This window comes from Cedecea davisae, assembly GCF_044095835.1.
In the GTDB taxonomy this organism is placed as follows: domain Bacteria; phylum Pseudomonadota; class Gammaproteobacteria; order Enterobacterales; family Enterobacteriaceae; genus Cedecea; species Cedecea davisae.
The window spans coordinates 1,658,460-1,679,040 of the sequence record NZ_CP172054.1; the positions used below are offsets into that span (position 1 = coordinate 1,658,460).

The window sequence follows — 20,581 nt, forward strand, 5'->3', positions numbered from 1 at the left end:
ATGGCGAGCACGGAAACGCTGACGATCATCGCCATGTTGAAGGCGAAAGCAGGGCAGAGGGAGAACCTCAAAGCGGCATTAAAAGCGCTGGTGGCGCCGAGTCGGCAAGAGCCGGGCTGCCTGGATTACGCTTTGTTCCAGCTAAAAGACGAACCGGACGCCTTTTACGTTCGCGAGTCCTGGCGCGGGCAACAGGCGCTTGAGCTGCATAACTCGCTGCCGCACTTCCAGGCTTTTGTTAAGCAGATGGACGACCTGCTGGCGGAGCCTCTGAAGCTGGTGCCGCTGGAAGCGATAGACATTTAATTGGCCTGCGGTGGCCCGCCCGCCGCCGCGGAATTAAGAAATCCACAGGGAAAAATGATGAATATTATTGATGCAGCGTCTAAACGCTATGCGACCAAAGCCTTCGATGCTTCTAAAAAAATAGCCGCCGAAGAGATCGAAAAAGTTAAAAATCTGCTGCGCCTCAGCCCGTCGAGCACCAACTCGCAGCCGTGGCATTTCATTCTGGCGAGCAGCGAAGAAGGCAAGGCGCGTATTGCAAAATCCACATCAGGTTTTTACGTGTTTAACGAGCGCAAAGTGCTGGATGCCTCTCACGTTGTGGTGTTCTGCACCAGAACCACCATCGATGAAACGTACCTGAAAGCCCTGCTAGAAAAAGAACAGGCAGACGGGCGTTTTGCCAGCCAGCAGGCGATGGAAGGCCAGCATAAAGGCCGCTCTTATTTTGCCAATATGCACCGCTTTGACCTGAAAGACGCCCAGCACTGGATGGAGAAGCAGGTTTACCTCAATGTGGGCAACTTCTTGCTGGGTGTTTCCACGCTGAACATTGATGCCGTGCCGATTGAAGGCTTTGACGCCCGTATTCTGGATGAAGAATTTAGCCTGCGTGATAAGGGGTTCACCAGTTCGGTTATCGTGCCGATTGGCTACCGCAGCGTGGAAGATTTCAACGCCGGGCTGCCGAAGTCCCGCCTTGAATTCAGCCAAATCCTGACCGAAGTGTAATTATCGTGTTGCAGGCGAACCGTTGCTGGCTCGCCTGCATCATCCACTATTTCAGATAGCGGTAAATAGTTTGCTCGGAGGTTTCAAGCCGCCTTGCAACTTCCGCTACCGCTCCTTTAAGCGAAAACACGCCTTTGTCGTTCAGCTTGCGGACTATCTCTTTCTTTTCCTCCATCACCAGCAGCGCGGGGGAGCGGGGAGACGTTTTCAGCACATCAGAAATCAGCTCGTGCAGCATGTCGGTCATCGAAAGGCTGCTCAACGTTTCCTCATCAACTTTGTTTTCCTGCTCAGTGAACAGTAATCCCTCAATCACCTTCTTCGCCATTGAAAGCGGGGTGAGATCGACATTCATGCACAGCATGGCGATGATCTCGTTTTCTTCATCGCGGATGAAAAACGTTGAGGATCGCAGATTTTCAGACTTCCCGGGGATCCGGCCCTTGTAGTTCGTGATGAAGTCCTTGTCTTCCCACAACCTGTCCTGAATGATTTTCAGCGCAAAATCGGTAATCGTGCCGCCAGGCTGCCGCCCGGAAATAGGGTTCTGGCTGATGGCGACGATGGATTTATCGATATTCCGCAGGTCATGCAAAATCACTTCGCAATGTTCGCCGTAGGTGAGGGCGATAAAATCAACCATCGGAGTCCATGACTTAATAATTTCATCCTGAGTCATATTGGCTACTCTTTCTCCGGCTGGGTAACGGCTTCGCCCCGGCTATTTTCATAGCGGCGGCCCCAACCCACGACGATGGCAAACGACATCACCACAAACAGCGCCAGCGGGTAGAACGAGGTCAGCGACAGAGAGATCGGGTTGACGTCGTTAATAAACGGATAGTCTTTGTGCAGCGAACTGATAATTGCGGTGACGATAAAAATAAACGCGCTCAGGAACGGAAGGATTGCGGCCAGCGTCATTGCGAAGCAGTCCAGCAGCACCGCGCGGCGGTAAGGATGCAGCGACCGGCGAGCGCCAATTTCGCTCGCTACCGGGCCAAAGGCCAGAATAGAGGCGCTGGTCACGCCGCCCACTAAAGCGGTGGCAACAATAGATCCGGCAGCAATGCACCATTCCGCTCCGCGTGAAGACTGAGCCAGACGGCTGCGGCATATCGCGGAAGAAATACGCTCCATGGTGTTGCTGGCTCGCAGAATACCGATAATGCCGAACAGGGAAAGCACGAACAGAATAGTGCTTACCATGCCGCTGAACCCTTTATACAGAAAGCCTCCGGCGTTGCCGTTATCCAGCGTGAAGATGTCCTGGAGGTGAAAAATACCGGCCAGCAGGCCAATCACAATCCCGGCACAGATCCCGGAAGGAATGGCTTTGAAGATGTTTCGCGTCTTCATGGCAACCAGCAGCAGAACCGCCATAGGCACCAGCATCCACAGGCTACGCCAGGAAGCTTGGTCATGATGGGTGACCGGCAGAGAAGGAACCGGGCCGCTGTGAGTACCGAACAGATAGAAAAATACGCAGGCAATCAGAGCGCTGACTATCGCGAACGGGAAACGCGCGGCCACTACGCCTGCTATTTCTGCGCTGCCGCGGCGATGGGTATAGCTTTGGGTTGAGGCAGAGGCTACCGTGGTGTCCGAGATTGGCGCAATGTTATCGCCAAAAATTGCGCCGCACAGGATCGCGCTGGCCAGCACCACCGGGTCAGCGCCCAGCAGAATGCCGGAAGGGTAGAAAACCGGGAAGGCGGTAAAAAGGGTGCCGATGGAGGTGCCGGTCGCCGTTGAGACCACGCACACGGCCACAAAGGTAAACAGGGTAAAGGCTCCGTCATGCAGGCCAAGGTGGCTTGCCAGCAAAGCAAAGCTGTCCGCCACGCCGGACTGGGCAATCATTTTTGCATACATGCCGATGACTAAAAGAATGGTGGCGATAGTCACCGCCATTTCGCTCCCGATACCCTGAGAAACGACTGCCCTCCAGTATTCATTGACGTTGCGGGAAAAAACAGCCCCGATCATAATGGCAATAAAAGCGCACATCGCCAGCGCGGTTAAATCAAAAACGTGGTAAACCGAAAAAAACAGCGAGCATGAAATAATAAAGAGTGCTATCGGCAAGAGTGCAATATTCTTCCCGCCGTGAAAGGTGAGTTCATTTTCAATCATTGCTTATCCCCTGGTGCTGCGCTAATAAAGTGAGTGTATCTTTTATTTTATTGAGGACGGCATACAGCTTGTCGTCATCTTTATAACAGCCGTGAACCAGACGAATAAAACCTTCTCCACCTTCGCCGTACGGCGTGCCGGCATTAACAATAACCCCGGCGTGTTCTAATAAATAATCACAGATAAACGCGGAGCTTCCCAGGCTGGAAATATCTATCCAGGATAAAAATCCGCTTTCCGGCAACGCCATGGAAACACCGGGGATTGAATTAATTATCTCAAATGCCTTTTTTCTGCGTGCATCGAATATCTGAATGTATTCATCCATAAATTGTGGCTTATCCAGCGCGGCCAGCATGCCCGCCTGCGACGACGTGTTGGTGGCGCCAAGCACGTTAACGGTACAGCCAAACAGCACATCCATAATCCGGTCGTCCGCCACCAGGTAGCCCACGCGGAACCCGCTCAGCCCCATGCCTTTGGAAAACGAAAATACGCTAACCGTGCGCTCCCACATACCGGGCAGCGAAGCCACAGAGCAAAAATCAATATCGTCGAAAATGGCGTCTTCAAACGCCTGGTCAACCACCAGCACCAGGTCATGGCGGATAACAAAGTCCGCAATCTGTTCCAGACTTTCGCGGCGGAATACCGTCCCGGTAGGGTTATTGGGGTTGGTGAGCACCACCATTTTGGTTTTTACGCTCAGCTTTTCTTCGAAGGCGGCAATATCTATCTGATAGTTATTTACCGCCTTCAGCTCCACGGAAACCGGCTTGCCGCCGAGCAGCTCCACGTTTAGAAAATTGCTCGGATAAGAGGGCGCATGGATCAGAACCTCATCGCCTTCATTAATAAACGGCATCATCGCGAAGAGCAGCCCGGAGTCAGAACCAGGGGTGATAAGAATATTGCGCTGCGGATCGACATTTAAATGATTATAACGCTTCAGTTTCTCGGCTATTTTCTCTTTTAAATAAGGGTTGCCAATCGGCATTGTATAATGGCTGGCGCTTCCGTTAACCATCGACTGGCTTACGGCATCGGCAATATGCTGGGGTAATACGTGGTCGGGAAAAAAGGGATCCGCCCAGCAAAGCATGTCCACGCCGTTATTCATTAAGTCGAGTATGGCGGTGCCGACATCCGCTTTTTTTACGCTGCTAAAGAGCCCACCCTGCAATACGCTAAAATTCGGGTTCATCTTTTCACGAATATCCTGCATGGCACTTAGCCCTCAATTAATTAAATTGGCGTTAATTGATTTGGACTAAAACACGGTGATAAAAAATTATCAACACGATAAATGTTTATTATAAGAAAACGGAATGCGTGATTTTCAGGGGTATATTTTTAGCTTTCATTAATTAAAACGTAGGTGGGTGGCGTTTGTTTTTCATGCAATGAGCAAGGTGGCGCTCTGGCGGGGAATTGGGTCGGTGGATACGTTGAGCGAGCGGCCAGATTGCACCATATCTAATGCTTATCCGGCGAGCGGCTTTATGCCCTGTAAATCGCTTTGGCTGATGTAGACATTGAACCTGGGGAGCAAACGAAGAAAACATCATATATTCTTATCAAAGGATCGGGCGCACAATGCGCCAGGCATCCCTGCCCGTAAACATCCATCCGTGGCTAATCATTTGGTTTTCTAATCATTATGAAAAGAAACCTGACCCGCCACGCCAACACGTCTGCGGATCAGGTGGTCAACGACCTGAGCAACACCAGGGAAAATGTTTAGATATTATTATACCTTGCTCTGCTTTCAGGATGCAAAAGATTGTGTGCGGTTTAAACGGTGGAGGGCAGTGGGGGAGGGGTGGCGAAGCCAAAAGCAAAAAGCCCGCTTAAGTTTCCTTAAGCGGGCTTCTCAAATATGGCTCCTCTGACTGGACTCGAACCAGTGACATACGGATTAACAGTCCGCCGTTCTACCGACTGAACTACAGAGGAATCGTGTGAACGGGGCGAATATTAGCGAGGCAGGTCAGGCTTGTCAAAGCCTGCAATGCGCCTTTTGAATCGTTTGCCGATAAAACAAGCAAACCGGGCGATAAATCGCGCTCAGACATAACTTTACAGGGCAAAGATTGCCAATATTTCGCCAGCGGTTAAGATAAGCCGGGTTAAACAGTGAGGGCGTAATGGTCAAACAGCAGCGTATAGGGATTTGGTTTCTCTGCCTGGCATGTGTAGTGGTACTGGTGTGTACCGCGCAGCGCATGGCGGGTATGCACGCGCTGCAAATGGAAGCCGCCGCTACTACCCTGGTTGCCCAGCAGGATAACCCGCAGGCTGAAGATGCCGCCCCGGTGACCCCTTGTGAACTCAGCGCCAAGTCGTTGCTGAGCGTGCCGCCGGTACTGTTTGAAGGCGCGCTGCTTGCGCTTTGCCTGCTGCTTTCTCTGCTGGCACCTGTGCGCTCCACGCGCATGCCGTTCTTGACCCCCAGAGCCACTTCATCTCCCACCCTCAGGGTGCATCTACGCTTCTGCGTATTCCGTGAATGACAAACCGGCTGTTACCGACAGTTAGTTAATCATTTACGGAGAAAAAACATGTTTACTCGCTTCAGGCTGGCGCTGCTCAGCTTGCTATTGCTTTGGCTGCCCGTATCCTGGGCGGCGGAAACCGGCTGGCTGACTTCGCCGGACAACGATCACGCCAGCGTCAGGCTGCGCGCGGATACCGCACCTAATAACGAAACTCGCCTGCTGCTGGACGTGAAGCTGGAGAAAGGCTGGAAAACCTACTGGCGCTCGCCGGGCGAGGGCGGCGTTGCGCCGTCTATTGCCTGGCAGGGAGAAATGCCAAAGGTGGAGTGGTTCTGGCCAACGCCGGCGCGCTTTGATGTTGCCGGGATAACGACCCAGGGCTATCACAACCAGGTCACCCTCCCGATGGTTATCAAAGGCACCGCGCCGGAGGCTATAAGCGGCGTGCTGACGCTATCCACCTGTAGCAACGTCTGCCTGCTGACCGATTATCACTTCAGCGTAACGCCTACGCATCAGGACGCTCAGTTTGACCATGACTTCGCCCAGGCAATGGGGCAGGTGCCGGTTGCCAGCGGGCTGACGGACTCTCTGAAAGTGGGCTATCGCCAGGGCGAGCTGGTAGTGGATGCCGTGCGTGCGGGGGGCTGGAATAAGCCCGGTCTTTATCTCGACCCACCGGAAGACGCGGACCTCGGCAAACCGCAGTTCCGTATCGAAGGCGATAGCCTTCAGGCGACGGTGCCGGTCAGCGACAGTTGGGGCGAAGGTGCGCCGGATCTGCGGGGTAAAGCGCTTACTCTGGTGCTGGAAGACGGCGGTATTGCCCAGCAAAGTACGCTGACTATCGGCTCCGCTTCTGCTGGCGCAGGAGGCAACAGCGGCATTCCGCTTTGGCAGGTCGTGTTGATGGCGCTGGTTGGCGGGCTTATCCTCAATCTGATGCCCTGCGTGCTGCCGGTGCTGGGCATGAAGCTCGGCTCGATCCTGCTGGTGCAGGAAAAAGACCGCGGTCTGGTTCGCCGCCAGTTTCTTGCCTCCGTGGCGGGTATTCTCGCCTCCTTTATGGTGCTTGCGCTGCTGATGACGGTTCTGCGCCTGACGAATCAGGCATTGGGCTGGGGTATTCAGTTCCAGAACCCGTGGTTTATCGGGTTTATGGCGGTAGTGATGCTGGTGTTCAGCGCCAGTCTGTTTGGCCTGTTTGAGTTCCGTCTTTCTTCGAATATGAACACCCGCCTGGCAACGCAGGGCGGCAGCGGCATGGCGGGGCATTTCTGGCAGGGCGCATTTGCCACGCTGCTCGCTACGCCTTGCAGCGCTCCGTTCCTGGGGACGGCAGTTGCCGTGGCGCTGACCGCTTCTTATCCGGTGCTGTGGGGGCTGTTCCTGGCCTTAGGGCTGGGTATGAGCCTGCCGTGGCTACTGATAGCTCTGCGCCCCGGGCTTGCCATGCGCTTGCCTCGTCCGGGCAAATGGATGAACTGGCTGCGCCGGATCCTCGGCCTGCTGATGCTCGGCTCCGCTATCTGGCTGGCGAGCCTGCTGCTGGTGCATTTTGGCATTTCCTCCGGCAAGCCTGCGCAGGAGAACATCGCCTGGCAGCCGCTCAGCGAGCAGGCTATTCAGGACGCGCTTGCCCAACACAAGCGGGTATTTATCGACGTCACGGCCGACTGGTGTATCACCTGCAAGGCCAATAAATACAACGTGCTGAATAAAGAAGATGTGCAGGACGCATTGCAGGCCCCGGACGTGGTTGCCCTGCGCGGCGACTGGACGCTGCCTTCCCCGCAAATTACCGATTTCTTAAGAAGCCGCGGCCAGGTTGCCGTGCCTTTCAACCAAATTTATGGCCCGGGGCTGCCGGAAGGCAAAGTGCTGCCGACGCTGCTGTCTCGCGATTCGGTGCTGAGCACCCTGGACGATGCCAAAGGATCTAAACCATGAAATATATCTTCATTCTGTTTTTCGCGCTGTTCTCCGGGCTGACTATGGCCGCTAAAGAACAGGCCGCGCCGTTTTCCGCCGAGCAGCAAAAACAGCTGGAGGTGCTGATTGAGCAGGCGCTGTTTAACGATCCGGCCAGCCCGAGCTTTGGGGCGAAAAAGCCGGTTTTAACCCTGGTCAACTTCACCGATTACAACTGTCCTTACTGCAAGCAGCTGGACCCGATGCTGGAAAAAATCGTCCAGAAGTATCCGCAGGTTGCGGTGATTGTGAAACCGCTGCCGTTTAAAGGAGAAAGTTCGGTGCTCTCCGCGCGTACCGTGTTGACCACCTGGCGGCAGCATCCTGACCAGTTCCTGGCTCTGCATGAAAAACTGATGCAGAAAAAAGGCTACCACGATGCCGCAAGCATCGCCGCTGCGGTTGAGAAGAGCGGCGCAACGCCGGTTACGCCGGATGAAAAAAGCATGGAAACGCTGAGTACTAACCTCCAGCTGGCCCGGATTGTTGGGGTTCAGGGAACGCCTGCCACCATTATTGGCGATGAGATGATCCCCGGCGCGGTGCCGTGGGAAACGCTTGAAGCAGTAGTAAAAGAAAAACTGGCGGCGGCCAATGGTCAGTAAGCTGAGGCGCTGGCTGCGCGAAGGATTGATTTTGCTGATGCTGCTGGCCGCCGTGATGCTGGCGATGGACTGGTGGCGAGCGCCGCACTCGCCGCCGGCTTTTGACAGCACGCCGCTGCACACTCTCGACGGGCAGACCGTCACGCTGGGGGCGCTTAGTGCCGAACGCCCGCTGCTGGTCTATTTTTGGGCCAGCTGGTGCGCGGTTTGCCGCTTTACTACGCCGGATGTGGCAAAGCTGCAAGCTGAAGGGAACAACGTCATGACGATTGCGCTTCGTTCCGGGAATGAAAGCGAAGTTGCCCGCTGGCTGGCGCGTAAAGGCGCGAGCTTCCCGGTGGTTAACGACGCGGACGGCGCTATTTCCCGAAGCTGGCAGATTGGCGTAACGCCAACGCTGGTGGTGGTAGATAAGGGTAAAGTGGTCTCCAGCACCAGCGGCTGGACCAGTTACTGGGGCATGAAACTGCGCCTGTGGTGGGCCGGAGTGTGACCGGGCGTGTCGGAACCTATCCGGCACGCTGTTTTCAGTCTCAGAATGCACCTTCGTGGTGCATTCATACCTCTTATGGGGCATAAGCAAAACCCCAGTTTCATTAATCATCCCCGAAGTCTTTATTAGTTTCTCTTATTATCCAGCCTGTTAACGCGTTTGTGCCATAAACGAGAAATGTGGCAAGCATATTGCAAAACCCATTACGACATCACTGCCATGACTGGCGCTGGCATTCCGTAATAGGGGGCAAAATGAATTTAAGACGACTGAAGTACTTCGTGAAAATTGTTGATATTGGCAGCCTGACCCAGGCCGCAGAAGTACTGCACATCGCACAGCCGGCTTTGAGCCAGCAGGTTGCCACGCTCGAAGGGGAGCTGGACCAACAACTGTTGATCCGCACCAAGCGCGGCGTCACGCCGACCGAAGCAGGCAAAATTCTTTATGCCCACGCGCGCACTATTCTGCGCCAGTGCGAACAGGCCCAATTGGCGGTGAATAACGTCGGCCAGACGATTAACGGGCAGGTTGCTATCGGCCTCGCGCCTGGGATGGCGGCTTCCTCAATTACTATGCCGCTGTTACAGGCGGTTCGCGCCGAGCTGCCGGACGTGCAGGTTTATCTCCACGAGAATAGCGGCTCGCAGCTGAATGATAAATTACTGAGCGGCCAGCTCGATATGGCTGTTCTCTACGATCGCACGCCAACGGCGGGGCTGATTAGCCAGCCGCTGTTGAAAGAAGATTTGTTCCTGGTCGGCACTCGCGATTGCCCCGGAACCACGGTTGATTTATCCGACGTAGCGGCGATGAACCTGTTCCTGCCGCGTGACTATAGCGCGGTGCGCAAGCGCGTGGACGAAGCTTTCTCCCTGCGCCGCCTGACGGCAAAAATCATCGGCGAAATTGAGTCTATTTCGACCTTAACGGCGGCTATCGCCAGCGGAATGGGCGTCACCGTGCTTCCAGAGTCTGCTGCTCGCTCTCTGGCTGATTCCTCAGGCGGCTGGATGGCGCGTATTACCAGTCCGTCGCTTAATTTGCCGCTCTCCCTCAACCTTTCTGCTCGTCTGCCGCTGTCGCCGCAGGCCCAGGCGGTAAAAGATATTCTTATGTCTCTGGTGACCCGTCCGGCGCTGGAAAATCGCGAGCTGATGTTGGTGGGCTAAGCCTGCTTATTACTAAATGGAATAGGTTGCTGGTTTTTATTATTTGTCCCGCCGGGGCTGTGACTTTAACAATGGTGTAAAGAACAGTTACGATCCCGGGGGCGATGTGAATTTCCAGCAACTTAAAATAATCCGCGAGGCGGCGCGACGGGACTACAATCTCACCGAAGTCGCCAATATGCTTTTCACTTCTCAGTCGGGCGTCAGCCGCCATATACGCGAGCTGGAAGAAGAGCTTGGGATTGAAATTTTCATCCGTCGTGGCAAACGGTTATTAGGTATGACCGAACCGGGTAAGGCGCTGCTGGTGATTGCCGAGCGCATATTAAATGAAGCCAGCAACGTGCGACGGCTGGCCGATTTATTTACTAACGACACCAGTGGCGTACTGACCATTGCCACCACCCATACCCAGGCGCGCTATAGCCTGCCGGTTGTTATCAAAGCCTTCCGCGCATTATTCCCCGAAGTTCGCCTTGAACTGATTCAGGGAACGCCCCAGGAAATTGAATCTCTGCTGCACAGCGGCGCGGCGGACATTGGCATTGCCAGCGAACGCCTGAGTACAGATCCGCTGGTGGTCGCCTACCCGTGGTTCCGCTGGTATCACAGCCTGCTGGTTCCGCAGGGCCACCCGCTGATTCATGCCAGCCCGCTGACGCTGGACGACATCAGCCGCTGGCCGCTAATTACCTACAGGCAGGGAATTACCGGGCGTTCACGTATTGATGAGGCTTTTATCCGACGCGGGTTGACGGCGGACGTGGTGCTGAGCGCGCAGGACTCCGACGTGGTGAAAACCTATGTTGAGCTTGGCTTAGGCATCGGGCTTGTTGCCGACCAGGCCAGCGGCGAAGAGGGAAGCAGCCTGGTGCGGCTTGATACCCGCCACCTGTTTGACGCCAACACCGTCTGGCTGGGTATCCGGCGCGGCCAGCTTCAGCGCAATTATGTCTGGCGCTTTATCGAGCTGTGTAATCCCGAGCTGTCGGTGGATGAGATCAAACGCCTGGCGCTGGAGCCGGAAGAACCTGCGATTGATTATCAAATTTAGTAATTCCCTTTCCCCGCTGTGGTATTTCCAGCCATTGTTAATGAAATATTAAGTAATTAAATAAAGCAGCAGCGCAGTGCGTTTATATACACTGTGCTCTTGCTGTATTTGAAAATTTAGTGTGCGAAAAATTCTTCCCTCTGCGAAATATGATTTAAAAATAATCCCTATCGCAAATTATCGATCAATCATTAAGCCATTAATAGTCCAGGGCTATCCATGTGGCCAGGCCATGCGAAAAAACCGATCAAATTCATAAAGTTAATCTGAATGTATCCGATAAGCCTGTACGAGGTGATTCCATCCCTTTGTGTTTATTTCATCTCTGTGGTTTCGGCCACAGGGGATTTTGCACATTCATAAAAATATGCTTCCCAGGGAGAAAAAATGTCACTACATGATGTGAAAATTCGCAGCAAATTAACGCTGGCGATTGCCTTTTTTATTTTATTGATGGTCTTCAGTTCGGTACTTTCTTTGTTAAGCCTGAACCGGGCAAATACCGGTATTCAGACGATTGTTAATAGCGATTACCCCACCACGGTTAAAGCGAATGACCTGGTTGATAGCTTTCAGGAATTCGTTAACACCCAGCAATTGATGCTGCTGGACGATGCCGGTACGTTCCGTGAGAAGTCAGAAAAGCATCTGGGTGAGCTAAGTGCGCACATTACCGCTCTGCTTGCTGACCTGAGCAAATCAAGTACCGACGCGGCTTCGCAGAAAGCGTTGCAGGAATTGGCCGCCATTCGTAAAGAATATCTGGACTCCCGCTTCCGTATTTTGCAGGCCGTGCAGCAAAACAATCGCCCGGCTGCATTACAGGAGATGATGGGAACCACGATTCAGGTACAGGAGAAATACAAGGCTAAAGTTCAGGAACTGATCGCTATTCAGAACCAGAAAATGGACGCCGCCGGGCAGCGTGTGGATAAAGATTACCGTTCCAACCGCCTGATTATGATCCTGCTGACGCTGCTCAGCATCGCGCTGGGTACGGTGATTGGCATCTTTATTGTCCGCTCTATTACCCGCCCTCTGGTGCAGGCGGTCGAGTTTGCCGAGGCGATTGCCGAAGGCGACCTGACGCGCAGCATTACCGTAACCCATAAAGATGAAACCGGAGAACTGCTGCAGGCGCTGATGAGCATGAAAGTGCGCCTGCAAGAGATTGTCCATCAGGTTCAGCAGGGGTCAGAAACCATCTCCTCGGCGGCGGCGCAAATTGTTGCCGGTAACCAGGATCTGGCGGCGCGAACCGAAGAGCAGGCCAGCTCGGTTGAGCAAACGGCGGCTTCAATGGAGCAGATTACCGCGACGGTTAAAAACACCTACGATCACACCAACGAAGCGACCAAACTTTCTTCCGAAGCGGCATCTGTGGTGAAAAACAACGGCCAGATGATGTCCCAGGTCACCAGCAAAATGCGCGTGATTAACGAAACATCTAACCGTATGTCGGACATTATCAATCTTATCGACTCCATCGCCTTCCAGACCAATATTCTGGCCCTGAATGCGGCGGTTGAAGCGGCTCGCGCCGGGGAACATGGGCGTGGTTTTGCGGTGGTTGCCGGTGAAGTTCGTCAGCTGGCGCAGAAAAGTGCCTCTTCTGCGAGCGAGATCAGAAGCCTGATTGAAAACTCCACCACTCAAACCCGCGACGGCATGGGGCTGGTTGAGAAGGCAAACGCCCAGATTGCCGGGATGATCAGCAACGTGCAGGAAATGGACAGTATCCTCGGCGAAATCAAGCAAGCGAGCCAGGAGCAAACCGACGGTATTTCGCAAATCAATAGCGCCATCGGCATGATTGACTCCACTACACAGCAGAACTCAGCGCTGGTGGAAGAGTCCGTTGCCGCCGCCGCGTCGCTCAACGATCAGGCTCAGCAGCTGCGCGACCTGGTTCGCGTCTTCCGCCTGCGGTAATCTCCTCGTCACTTCCGTTAAGCCAGCATCCGCTGGCTTTTTTCATTTCTCCTGCCCGCTTTTTTTAACCTTCGGCATGACAATACAACTCATTGTTGTTATGTTATAACATATCAACAATGACTATGAAGTCAGTAAGGAGTTGCAATGTCATCGTTAACACAGGCGAATAAAGGGGCGAAAAAGCTGCCCGTTACCGTGCTGTCCGGGTTTCTGGGCGCCGGGAAAACCACGCTACTGAACCATATTTTAAATAACCGGGAAGGGCGACGCGTCGCGGTGATTGTCAACGATATGTCCGAAGTGAATATCGACGCTGCGCTGGTGCGCGAAGGTGGCTCAAGCCTGACGCGCACCGATGAGAAACTGGTTGAGATGAGCAACGGCTGCATTTGCTGCACGCTGCGCGAAGACCTGCTGGTGGAAATTAGCCAGCTTGCAAGGGAAGGGCGCTTTGATAACCTGGTGATTGAGTCAACCGGGATTTCCGAACCTCTGCCGGTCGCAGAGACGTTTACCTTTGTGGATGACAAAGGCGAAAGCCTGTCTGATATCGCGCTGCTCGATACCATGGTGACGGTGGTGGACGGTTTTAACTTCCTTCGTGACTATGAGTCTTATGAGAGCATTCAGTCGCGCGGGGAATCGATGGGGGAAGACGACGAACGCACGGTGGTTGACCTGCTTATCGACCAAATTGAATTTTGTGACGTGCTGATCCTCAATAAAACGGATCTTATTGGCGAAGAAGAGAAAAAGCGGCTGATGTCCGTGCTGCATTCCCTCAACCCGAGGGCCAAAATCATCACTTCGGCGTTTAGTCAGGTGAGCCTTGACCAGGTTCTGAATACCGGGCTGTTTGACTTTGACGCCGCCGCACAGGCTCCGGGCTGGCTAAAAGAGCTACGTGGCGAACATACTCCTGAAACGGAAGAGTACGGTATCCGCAATTTTGTTTTTCGCGCTCGTCGCCCCTTCCATCCGGCGCGTTTCCAGATGGTTGCCGATGCTGGGTTAAAAGGCGTTCTTCGCTCTAAAGGTTTCTTCTGGCTGGCGAGCCGCCCGCAGTATGCCGGGTCGTGGTCCCACGCTGGGGGCGTGATGCGCCAGGGGCTGGCGGGGATGTGGTGGGCAAGTATTCCCCGCGAACAGTGGCCGCAGGATCCTGAAAGCCTCCGGCACATCATGAACAACTGGAAGGACGGCATCGGCGATGCGCGCCAGGAAATTGTCTTTATTGGCATTGATATGGATGAAGCTGGCCTGCGCGAGAAGCTGGAATATGCTTTGCTGACCGATACCGAAATGGCGGAAGGTCCGCAAGCCTGGGCGAAATACTACGATCCAGTTGATGCGTGGTTTGAATAGCAGAAGCCTTACCCGGCCCGGCTGCCAAACCTGAAGGCAGCCGGGTTTGTCAGGTTTAATGCAGTTCCAGAGCGTAATCGTCCACCGGCGTGATTTTCTTAATCAGCTTATTATCAAACAGGAACTGCTCGTAGGCCTGATAACGTGCGCGATCGAGCTTTGCCGGGTCTGCGGCAAACAGCGGAAGGCTGGCCTGCCAGGCCAGTTTATTCAGCGGGGTGTTTAGCTCAGGATGTTTTTTGGCGAATGCCAGCCAGGTTTCCTGCGGGTGTGCCTGAAGATACTCATTGCCTTTCTTCAGCGCGGCGAGGAATTTCTTTATCTTCGGCTCTGCCGCCGTTTTACGGTTGGCAACGATAATCAGCTCGTCGTAGGCCGGTACGCCGTAGTCTTCAACGTTGAACACGACCGGATCCTTGCCCTGAAGTTTTAGCTCCTGCGCCTCAATATTACGATAGCCGCCAATTACCGCATCCACCTGGCCCGCCAGCAGGGCGCCGGTCAGCTGGAAGTTCACGTTAATTAGCTTCATATCGTCAGGCGAAATATGCTCATGGGCGGCCATAGTCGCAAGCGTGGCCTGCTCGATGCCGCTAACCGAATAGCCTATTTTTTTGCCTTTCAGGCCCGCCGGGGAAGTGATGCTTTTATCCAGGGTCATCACCGTGTTCAGGGGGGTGTTGATAAGCGTGCCAACGCGAACCAGAGGCAGGCCCTGGTCGGCAAAGAAATGCAGCTGCGGCTGGTAGGTAATAGCTAAATCCGCCTGCCCGGCGGCGACAAGGCGAGGCGGCAGAGCCGGGTCGGAAGGCGGGACAATTTTGACGTCCAACCCTTGTTCTTTAAAAGCTCCAATCTGCTCGGCGACCAGGATTGGCGCGTGATCCGGATTAATGTACCAGTCGAGCACCAGAGTCAGTTTTTCAGTAGCGCCAGCCTGAGCGGCCATCGTCGCGCCGAGCAGCAGCCCGAAGGCGGTTTTCTTCAGCATTTTGTTCCCTTAATAAATAGAGACATCATTCGTTTTCCGGCACCCAGGTAATCAGGTGCCTCAGCAGCGCATCCACCGCCAGCCAAAGCAGGACGGTCATCAGCACCAGAATAAACAGCGCGGCAAAGCAAACGTCGGCCTGCATGCGCGCGTTGGCGTTCAGCATCACGTAACCCAGCCCCTCGGCCGAGCCGACCCATTCCCCGATAATCGCGCCGATTGGCGCAACGGCGGCTGCCATGCGCAGGCCGGAACCGAATGCGGGCAGCGCCGCCATCAGCCGGACATGCCTTAACTGCGCCCGGCGTGAAGCGCCCATGGTTTGGGCGAGATCGAGATAGTCGCCGTTGACCCGGCGCATTCCGTCAAAAAAGGCCGAAACCACCGGGAAAAAGATAACCAACACCGCCATCGCCACCTTGGCGCTCATCCCGAACCCAAACCACAGCACCAGGAGCGGCGCGAGGGCAAACACCGGGATCGCCTGGCTGGTGAGCACCAGCGGCATCAGCCAGCGTTGCAGGCGGGGCGAGAAAATCATCCCCAGCGCCAGCAACGCCCCCAGCAGTATGCCGAGCAGCAGGCCGCTGATAATTTCAGATGCGGTAACCAGCGTGTGCCAGGCAAGATAATCCCGGCCATTCCACAACGCCTGCGCTACGGCAGTGGGAGAGGGCAGCAGAAAAGCAGGAATATCGCCCAGAGTGGCCAGCCACCAAAGCACCACCAGGCCGACAAATACCGCCAGGCCGCGGCGCAGGCGAACCAGGACGTGTTCTTTCTCCCCGGTCATTGCGCGGCCCTCATCAGCTGTTGCAGCAACCCGGCCTGGCTTTTCAGCAGATCGGGATCGTCCGGCGCACGCGGAGGCTGCCCGGCAACAACGTGCGTATCGTCGATACCCGCAGGCCAGCGCGACAGCACCAGGATACGGTGGCTGAGGCGGCAGGCTTCCATCGGGTCGTGGGTTATCAACAGCACGGTATTCTCCGCCAGCAGCTCGGCGGCCAGATCCTGAATTGCGGTGCGGGTGATGGCGTCCAGTGCAGAAAACGGCTCGTCCATCAGCACGATGGGCCTACGTTCATATAGCGTCCGTGCGATGGCGGCGCGCTGGCGCATACCGCCAGAAAGCTCTGCCGGTAAGGCGCGAGCGTGACCGCTCAAACCTACCCGCTCAAGCAGATGAGCCGCCCATTGCTGGTCAACCGTTTCACCCCGCAGGCGTGAGCCAAGCGCCACGTTTTCTTCGATAGTCAGCCACGGATAAAGCAGGTCTTTTTGCCCCATCCAGGCCATTCGCCCGGCAATGGGCTGCCCATCGCTGCCGGTAACGCTCCCGGCGTCAGCCTGCGCAAGCCCGGCGATTATCTTCAGCAGGCTGGTTTTTCCCGCGCCGCTGGCCCCGAGCAGGGCAACAAAACTGCCGCCTGCAATATCGAAGTTCAGCTTCTCGAAAATGACCTGCTTACCAAAGTGCAGGCTGAGATCCCGTACCTGAATGCCGGGTGGGGTTAGCTTGCCGGTCATGAGGCGTTTAGCCCCATCTGCCAAAAGGCCGACTCCAGCCGGGTGGCGGTGGTGAAAATCTCCGCCAGTTCAGGTAAGCGGCTTTCGGCACCGCGCTGGTGGCCGACGGTTTCAAGCAGGTTGATAGAGGCCTGCACTCCGGCCAGATAACCCTCATCACCGTAATTGCGTATCCACGAAGCATAAGGATTGCCTTCCATCACCGTGGCAGGGCTGTGCAGCAGGTTCAGGCCAATTTCAGCGTAACCTGCCACGCAGGGCATCAGGGCTGCCAGCAGATCGAGCGCGTCGCCGGAGTGGCCGATGTCCAGTACGTAGCGGGTGTAGTTTATGGTTTCCGGCGCTTCCTGCTGGGCCACAATTTGCTCTTCGCTTAAGCCCCAGCGGGTGCAATAGGCGACGTGCAGCGGTAGTTCGGCAACGATGGCATTGAGCGACGCGGTGGCGGTGCGCATTTCCGGCAGGGTGCGGAGTTTGCTGACCAGCAGGGCATAGGCTCGGGCAAAGTGGATCAGGAATAGATAATCCTGGGTCAAATAACGGCGAAACGCGGCTTCGGGCAGGGTGCCGACGGCTAATTGCTGGATAAACGGGTGAGCAACGTAGTCCTGCCAGTGGCTACCAGCCTGCTGGCGTAACCGTCCGTAAAGACCCTTTTCGAAAAGTGGGGTGAACATTGGACCTCCTGAATAAGTGGAGATCCGGGCACGCTGGGGGTGAGAACAGGCCATAGGCTAAGCGCTATGGCCGACCGTCCCTTCGCTGGCATGACCCAGATCAGGTTCAAAGGGTTCGGCTTACGCCATCTCAGCCCATAACAGGACACCCCTCGGAGGTGCCTGTTATACGATATTTACTTTTTGATTACAATCGCCGTCGGGGAGCCTGGCGGCTGGCGTAACTGTTTCGTTTAGTGCGGTTTACGGAGATTTCGCTGGCGCAGGAGGCGCAATTTTTGTCACTGTAAGCCTGTGATTTCGAGTCTGAGGATAGTCCCCGATGAAAAAAATTGGTTTTCTGTCGTTCGGCCACTGGTCGCCTTCTCCCCAGTCCGGCACCCGTTCAGCGGCCGACGCGCTGTTGCAGTCCATCGATCTTGCCGTTGCCGCCGAAGAGCTGGGCGCGGACGGCGCTTATTTCCGCGTTCACCACTTCGCCCGGCAGCTTAGCTCCCCGTTTCCCCTGCTGGCGGCCATTGGTGCAAAAACTAAACGTATAGAGATTGGCACCGGCGTTATCGACATGCGCTACGAAAACCCGCTCTATATGGCTGAAGATGCCGGAGCGGCAGACTTGATTTCCGGCAGCCGTTTACAGCTCGGCATCAGCCGCGGCTCGCCCGAGCAGGTGATCGACGGCTGGCGCTACTTCGGCTATGTTCCTGTCGAAGGCGAAACCGAAGCCGATATGGCTCGCCGCCATACCGAAGTCTTTCTTGAAGCGCTGAAGGGGGAAGGCTTCGCGGAGCCTAACCCTCAGCCGATGTTCCCAAACCCGCCGGGCCTGCTGCGCCCGGAACCCTATTCCGCGGGATTGCGGGAGCGTATCTGGTGGGGCGCAAGCTCTAACGCCACCGCCGTGTGGGCCGCGCAGCTGGGCATGCATCTGCAAAGTTCGACGCTGAAAAACGATGAAACCGGCGAGCCGTTCCACATCCAGCAGGCTAAGCAGATCCGCGCCTACCGCGAAGCATGGAAAGCGGCGGGGCATACCCGCGAGCCGAGAGTTTCCGTCAGTCGCAGCATCTTCGCCCTGATGGACCAGCGGGACCGCAGTTACTTTGGCGGCAGCGGCAAAGAGGGTGACCAGGTCGGCTATATCGACCAGCAAACCAGAGCTATCTTCGGGCGCAGCTACGCCGCCGAGCCGGAGCTGCTGATCAAACAGCTGGCGCAGGACGAAGCCATCGCCGAAGCCGATACGCTGCTGTTAACCGTCCCGAACCAGCTGGGCGTGGATTATAACGCGCACGTTATTGAATCTATTCTCAAATACGTCGCGCCTGAATTGGGCTGGCGTTAAGCGAAGGCAGGAACCAGAAGGGCGTCGTGATGCATACGGATTTTTACTGGATTAATGAACCTCAGGTGTGGAAACAGGAAAACGGCTCTCTTGCGGTGATAACCGATGAAAAGACCGATTTTTGGCGAAAAACCTGGTACGATTTTGAAAGATTCTCCGGCCATTTTTATGGACGCGAAGTCGCCGGTGATTTTACTTTCCAGGTGAAAGCAAAAGCAGATTTCAGCGCGCTCTATGACCAGGCTGGCATCATGTTTGTGGCGAATAAAGAGCGTTGGCTAAAGGCCGGGATTGAGTTTAATGATGGCGCACCGGCTATCGGCAGCGTGTTAACGCTTGACCAGTCTGACTGGGCAACCGGGCTTTTCCCCGGTGATGCCCGTCAGTTCTGGATGCGCCTGACCCGTAAAGGTGACAGCCTTCGCCTGCAATATTCGGTAGACGGTAAAACCTGGCCTTTGTTGCGGCTGGCGCATTTCCCGGTGACGGAGAAATGCAGCGTAGGAGTTATGTGCTGTACCCCGGAGCGGGGAGGGCTGGCGGTAACGTTCGAAGATATTGTGCTAAGTGATGCGCTGGATAAAGACCTGCACGATTTAAGCTAATGTCTGGACATTCTAAAGCCTGCCCTGGGAGACATGGCGGGCTGTTTTAGCGCGGCTTTAGCTGGTAAATCCAGGCGGTAACCTTCTGGCCCTCAAGGGTTGTGACCTCGACCTTAACGCGGTCGTAGCCATCTTCAAATTCGTCCAGCATCAGCCAGTGCGCATGGAGATTGCTGGATAAGAACAGGTAGCCCTGAACCTGAGGGCCATCTTTATCCAGCACAATGCCGGGGAAGTCAGCGGCAGCTCCCCAGCCTCTCTCATAAAAGGTACCGGTCACATAGCCCGGCAGCCACTCACCGCCGATGTTTTCCATAATATGAGCATTGGAATGACCGGGGCGCAGCGTACCGTAGACAAATAACGAATCCATATTTCCTCATCATTTAAAGCAATAAGAAGCCAGCAGGGAGCATCGCTCTCAAAATACGGTTTAATGATTTGGCCCGCAACTGAAATGCAAAACAGCAAAAAGCCCGCTTAAGTTTCCTTAAGCGGGCTTCTCAAATATGGCTCCTCTGACTGGGATCGCCTTTGCCATTAAATGGCTGATTGACAAGCTAAACCTAAAAATTGGGGTTGTCAAGACCACAAAAATGACCACTAATTTGGTTCATGAGAGCATTCAATGAGTTAGCTTAATAGTTTCAAAGTTTCTATGTATTCTTAGCATGACGAGACTTGTTCTGGTATCCAGACTGATACTCATCGTAATGACTGTATAAGAAACTACATTTGAGCTTTTTCTGTTTTGTCAGAATGATGTACGATACATAAAGAACACATTTTTAATATGATAAAACACTCTCTGAAGAATAAACTGATTTTTTTAAAAACATACGATTAAAAAAAATAATAGTTCCTTATGAATATTACTGTTGCTATGGGGTATTTATAGCAACAGCGTCGTTATACGAAATAGTAATATCACTATTGAGTTAAATCACGAATATTCCAACCTGCAAGTTCATGTTTTGAAATATGCTCGACCGGAAACCCTGATTTATTCATTGCAATACACAATAAATATTTAGGTCTTGTGAGTGCAACATATATTTGCTTCATGAATTTCTTTTTTCTGGCTTCTGACGGTTGTGTTAGATTTTCTAAAAGAATGTAGTCAATTAAGGTTGTTATATCATTAGTATGATATTTTGTTTCTAGAAGTAAAGTTGCAGCATGCGTCT

Annotated in this window: 20 protein-coding genes, 1 tRNA gene and 1 riboswitch; of the genes, 12 read left to right on the forward strand and 9 right to left on the reverse strand. The window is 54.4% G+C overall.

All coding sequences use genetic code 11. The features are described 5' to 3' along the window. Both ACG1VR_RS08185 and nfsB read left to right on the forward strand, forming a co-directional pair. Positions 1-306, forward strand: coding sequence for a putative quinol monooxygenase (locus ACG1VR_RS08185; protein ID WP_395490671.1), 306 nt, complete (start codon positions 1-3; stop codon positions 304-306). Positions 307-363: 57 nt separating this feature from the next. Next, positions 364-1,017, forward strand: a complete 654-nt coding sequence (gene nfsB, locus ACG1VR_RS08190) for an oxygen-insensitive NAD(P)H nitroreductase (protein WP_395491070.1) — start codon at positions 364-366, stop codon at positions 1,015-1,017. A gap of 46 nt (positions 1,018-1,063) precedes the next feature. Here nfsB and ACG1VR_RS08195 read toward each other — a convergent pair whose 3' ends face one another. From ACG1VR_RS08195 to ACG1VR_RS08210, 4 genes are all read right to left on the reverse strand, one after another. Continuing rightward, positions 1,064-1,696 (reverse strand): transcriptional regulator, encoded by a 633-nt coding sequence (locus ACG1VR_RS08195; protein ID WP_395490672.1) that lies wholly within the window; start codon positions 1,694-1,696, stop codon positions 1,064-1,066. Between the two features lie 5 nt (positions 1,697-1,701). Continuing rightward, positions 1,702-3,150 (reverse strand): Na+/H+ antiporter NhaC family protein, encoded by a 1,449-nt coding sequence (locus ACG1VR_RS08200; protein WP_395491071.1) that lies wholly within the window; start codon positions 3,148-3,150, stop codon positions 1,702-1,704. Next, entirely contained in the window at positions 3,146-4,378 is a 1,233-nt protein-coding gene (locus ACG1VR_RS08205; protein ID WP_395490673.1) for a pyridoxal phosphate-dependent aminotransferase, read from the reverse strand. The genes ACG1VR_RS08200 and ACG1VR_RS08205 overlap by 5 nt, the downstream gene beginning before the upstream one ends. A 655-nt stretch (positions 4,379-5,033) precedes the next feature. Next, positions 5,034-5,109, reverse strand: a tRNA-Asn gene (locus ACG1VR_RS08210). 191 nt (positions 5,110-5,300) lie between these two features. Between ACG1VR_RS08210 and ACG1VR_RS08215 the strand changes: the two genes are divergently transcribed. The 8 genes from ACG1VR_RS08215 to zigA all read left to right on the forward strand — a co-directional run bounded on the left by ACG1VR_RS08215 (position 5,301) and on the right by zigA (position 14,246). Further along, positions 5,301-5,666 carry a hypothetical protein gene (locus ACG1VR_RS08215; RefSeq protein WP_016537110.1) on the forward strand — a complete coding sequence of 122 codons (366 nt, stop codon included), beginning with the start codon at positions 5,301-5,303 and terminating at the stop codon, positions 5,664-5,666. 48 nt (positions 5,667-5,714) lie between these two features. Next, positions 5,715-7,601 (forward strand): protein-disulfide reductase DsbD family protein, encoded by a 1,887-nt coding sequence (locus ACG1VR_RS08220; RefSeq protein ID WP_395490674.1) that lies wholly within the window; start codon positions 5,715-5,717, stop codon positions 7,599-7,601. Then, positions 7,598-8,227 carry a DsbA family protein gene (locus tag ACG1VR_RS08225; protein WP_395490675.1) on the forward strand — a complete coding sequence of 210 codons (630 nt, stop codon included), beginning with the start codon at positions 7,598-7,600 and terminating at the stop codon, positions 8,225-8,227. The genes ACG1VR_RS08220 and ACG1VR_RS08225 overlap by 4 nt, the downstream gene beginning before the upstream one ends. After that, complete coding sequence (locus ACG1VR_RS08230) at positions 8,217-8,720, forward strand: protein disulfide oxidoreductase (protein ID WP_016537107.1); 504 nt, start codon at positions 8,217-8,219, stop codon at positions 8,718-8,720. Before ACG1VR_RS08225 ends, ACG1VR_RS08230 begins: the two co-directional genes overlap by 11 nt. 254 nt (positions 8,721-8,974) lie before the next feature. Continuing rightward, complete coding sequence (nac, locus tag ACG1VR_RS08235; protein WP_016537106.1) at positions 8,975-9,892, forward strand: nitrogen assimilation transcriptional regulator NAC; 918 nt, start codon at positions 8,975-8,977, stop codon at positions 9,890-9,892. A 106-nt stretch (positions 9,893-9,998) separates the two neighbouring features. Beyond that, complete coding sequence (gene cbl / locus ACG1VR_RS08240) at positions 9,999-10,946, forward strand: HTH-type transcriptional regulator Cbl (RefSeq protein ID WP_395490676.1); 948 nt, start codon at positions 9,999-10,001, stop codon at positions 10,944-10,946. A 387-nt stretch (positions 10,947-11,333) separates the two neighbouring features. Beyond that, the gene (locus tag ACG1VR_RS08245; RefSeq protein WP_395490677.1) at positions 11,334-12,878 is read left to right on the forward strand and encodes a methyl-accepting chemotaxis protein; all 1,545 of its coding nucleotides are present in this window, start codon (positions 11,334-11,336) and stop codon (positions 12,876-12,878) included. A 147-nt stretch (positions 12,879-13,025) separates the two neighbouring features. Next, the gene (zigA, locus tag ACG1VR_RS08250) at positions 13,026-14,246 is read left to right on the forward strand and encodes a zinc metallochaperone GTPase ZigA (RefSeq protein ID WP_395490678.1); all 1,221 of its coding nucleotides are present in this window, start codon (positions 13,026-13,028) and stop codon (positions 14,244-14,246) included. 55 nt (positions 14,247-14,301) lie between these two features. Here zigA and ACG1VR_RS08255 read toward each other — a convergent pair whose 3' ends face one another. From ACG1VR_RS08255 to tenA, 4 genes are read right to left on the reverse strand one after another with little or no spacing between them, the layout of a single operon-like run. Further along, positions 14,302-15,237 carry an ABC transporter substrate-binding protein gene (locus ACG1VR_RS08255; protein WP_395490679.1) on the reverse strand — a complete coding sequence of 312 codons (936 nt, stop codon included), beginning with the start codon at positions 15,235-15,237 and terminating at the stop codon, positions 14,302-14,304. A 25-nt stretch (positions 15,238-15,262) separates the two neighbouring features. Beyond that, positions 15,263-16,030: an ABC transporter permease gene (locus ACG1VR_RS08260; protein ID WP_395490680.1), complete on the reverse strand. Its 768-nt coding sequence runs from the start codon at positions 16,028-16,030 to the stop codon at positions 15,263-15,265. Then, positions 16,027-16,767 carry an ABC transporter ATP-binding protein gene (locus ACG1VR_RS08265; RefSeq protein ID WP_395490681.1) on the reverse strand — a complete coding sequence of 247 codons (741 nt, stop codon included), beginning with the start codon at positions 16,765-16,767 and terminating at the stop codon, positions 16,027-16,029. The genes ACG1VR_RS08260 and ACG1VR_RS08265 overlap by 4 nt, the downstream gene beginning before the upstream one ends. Beyond that, positions 16,764-17,444, reverse strand: coding sequence for a thiaminase II (gene tenA, locus ACG1VR_RS08270; protein WP_395490682.1), 681 nt, complete (start codon positions 17,442-17,444; stop codon positions 16,764-16,766). The genes ACG1VR_RS08265 and tenA overlap by 4 nt, the downstream gene beginning before the upstream one ends. A 60-nt stretch (positions 17,445-17,504) precedes the next feature. Further along, positions 17,505-17,607, reverse strand: a riboswitch (TPP riboswitch). 159 nt (positions 17,608-17,766) lie between these two features. On the opposite strand from tenA, the gene ACG1VR_RS08275 reads away from it, so the two are divergent. Together ACG1VR_RS08275 and ACG1VR_RS08280 are read left to right on the forward strand one after the other, a co-directional pair. Then, positions 17,767-18,789: an LLM class flavin-dependent oxidoreductase gene (locus tag ACG1VR_RS08275; protein ID WP_395490683.1), complete on the forward strand. Its 1,023-nt coding sequence runs from the start codon at positions 17,767-17,769 to the stop codon at positions 18,787-18,789. A 29-nt stretch (positions 18,790-18,818) separates the two neighbouring features. After that, the gene (locus ACG1VR_RS08280; protein ID WP_395490684.1) at positions 18,819-19,394 is read left to right on the forward strand and encodes a DUF1349 domain-containing protein; all 576 of its coding nucleotides are present in this window, start codon (positions 18,819-18,821) and stop codon (positions 19,392-19,394) included. A gap of 46 nt (positions 19,395-19,440) precedes the next feature. On the opposite strand, the gene ACG1VR_RS08285 is transcribed toward ACG1VR_RS08280, so the two are convergent. Next, positions 19,441-19,767: a gamma-glutamylcyclotransferase family protein gene (locus ACG1VR_RS08285; RefSeq protein WP_395490685.1), complete on the reverse strand. Its 327-nt coding sequence runs from the start codon at positions 19,765-19,767 to the stop codon at positions 19,441-19,443. Positions 19,768-20,581 lie beyond the last annotated feature (814 nt).

Coding starts and splice junctions, on each gene's coding strand:
- ACG1VR_RS08185 (WP_395490671.1), top strand. CDS start 1: ATGGCGAGCACGGAAACGCTGACGATCATCGCCATGTTGAAGGCGAAA.
- nfsB (WP_395491070.1), top strand. CDS start 364: ATGAATATTATTGATGCAGCGTCTAAACGCTATGCGACCAAAGCCTTC.
- ACG1VR_RS08195 (WP_395490672.1), bottom strand. CDS start 1,696: ATGACTCAGGATGAAATTATTAAGTCATGGACTCCGATGGTTGATTTT.
- ACG1VR_RS08205 (WP_395490673.1), bottom strand. CDS start 4,378: ATGCAGGATATTCGTGAAAAGATGAACCCGAATTTTAGCGTATTGCAG.
- ACG1VR_RS08215 (WP_016537110.1), top strand. CDS start 5,301: ATGGTCAAACAGCAGCGTATAGGGATTTGGTTTCTCTGCCTGGCATGT.
- ACG1VR_RS08220 (WP_395490674.1), top strand. CDS start 5,715: ATGTTTACTCGCTTCAGGCTGGCGCTGCTCAGCTTGCTATTGCTTTGG.
- ACG1VR_RS08225 (WP_395490675.1), top strand. CDS start 7,598: ATGAAATATATCTTCATTCTGTTTTTCGCGCTGTTCTCCGGGCTGACT.
- ACG1VR_RS08230 (WP_016537107.1), top strand. CDS start 8,217: ATGGTCAGTAAGCTGAGGCGCTGGCTGCGCGAAGGATTGATTTTGCTG.
- nac (WP_016537106.1), top strand. CDS start 8,975: ATGAATTTAAGACGACTGAAGTACTTCGTGAAAATTGTTGATATTGGC.
- ACG1VR_RS08245 (WP_395490677.1), top strand. CDS start 11,334: ATGTCACTACATGATGTGAAAATTCGCAGCAAATTAACGCTGGCGATT.
- zigA (WP_395490678.1), top strand. CDS start 13,026: ATGTCATCGTTAACACAGGCGAATAAAGGGGCGAAAAAGCTGCCCGTT.
- ACG1VR_RS08255 (WP_395490679.1), bottom strand. CDS start 15,237: ATGCTGAAGAAAACCGCCTTCGGGCTGCTGCTCGGCGCGACGATGGCC.
- ACG1VR_RS08260 (WP_395490680.1), bottom strand. CDS start 16,030: ATGACCGGGGAGAAAGAACACGTCCTGGTTCGCCTGCGCCGCGGCCTG.
- ACG1VR_RS08265 (WP_395490681.1), bottom strand. CDS start 16,767: ATGACCGGCAAGCTAACCCCACCCGGCATTCAGGTACGGGATCTCAGC.
- tenA (WP_395490682.1), bottom strand. CDS start 17,444: ATGTTCACCCCACTTTTCGAAAAGGGTCTTTACGGACGGTTACGCCAG.
- ACG1VR_RS08275 (WP_395490683.1), top strand. CDS start 17,767: ATGAAAAAAATTGGTTTTCTGTCGTTCGGCCACTGGTCGCCTTCTCCC.
- ACG1VR_RS08280 (WP_395490684.1), top strand. CDS start 18,819: ATGCATACGGATTTTTACTGGATTAATGAACCTCAGGTGTGGAAACAG.
- ACG1VR_RS08285 (WP_395490685.1), bottom strand. CDS start 19,767: ATGGATTCGTTATTTGTCTACGGTACGCTGCGCCCCGGTCATTCCAAT.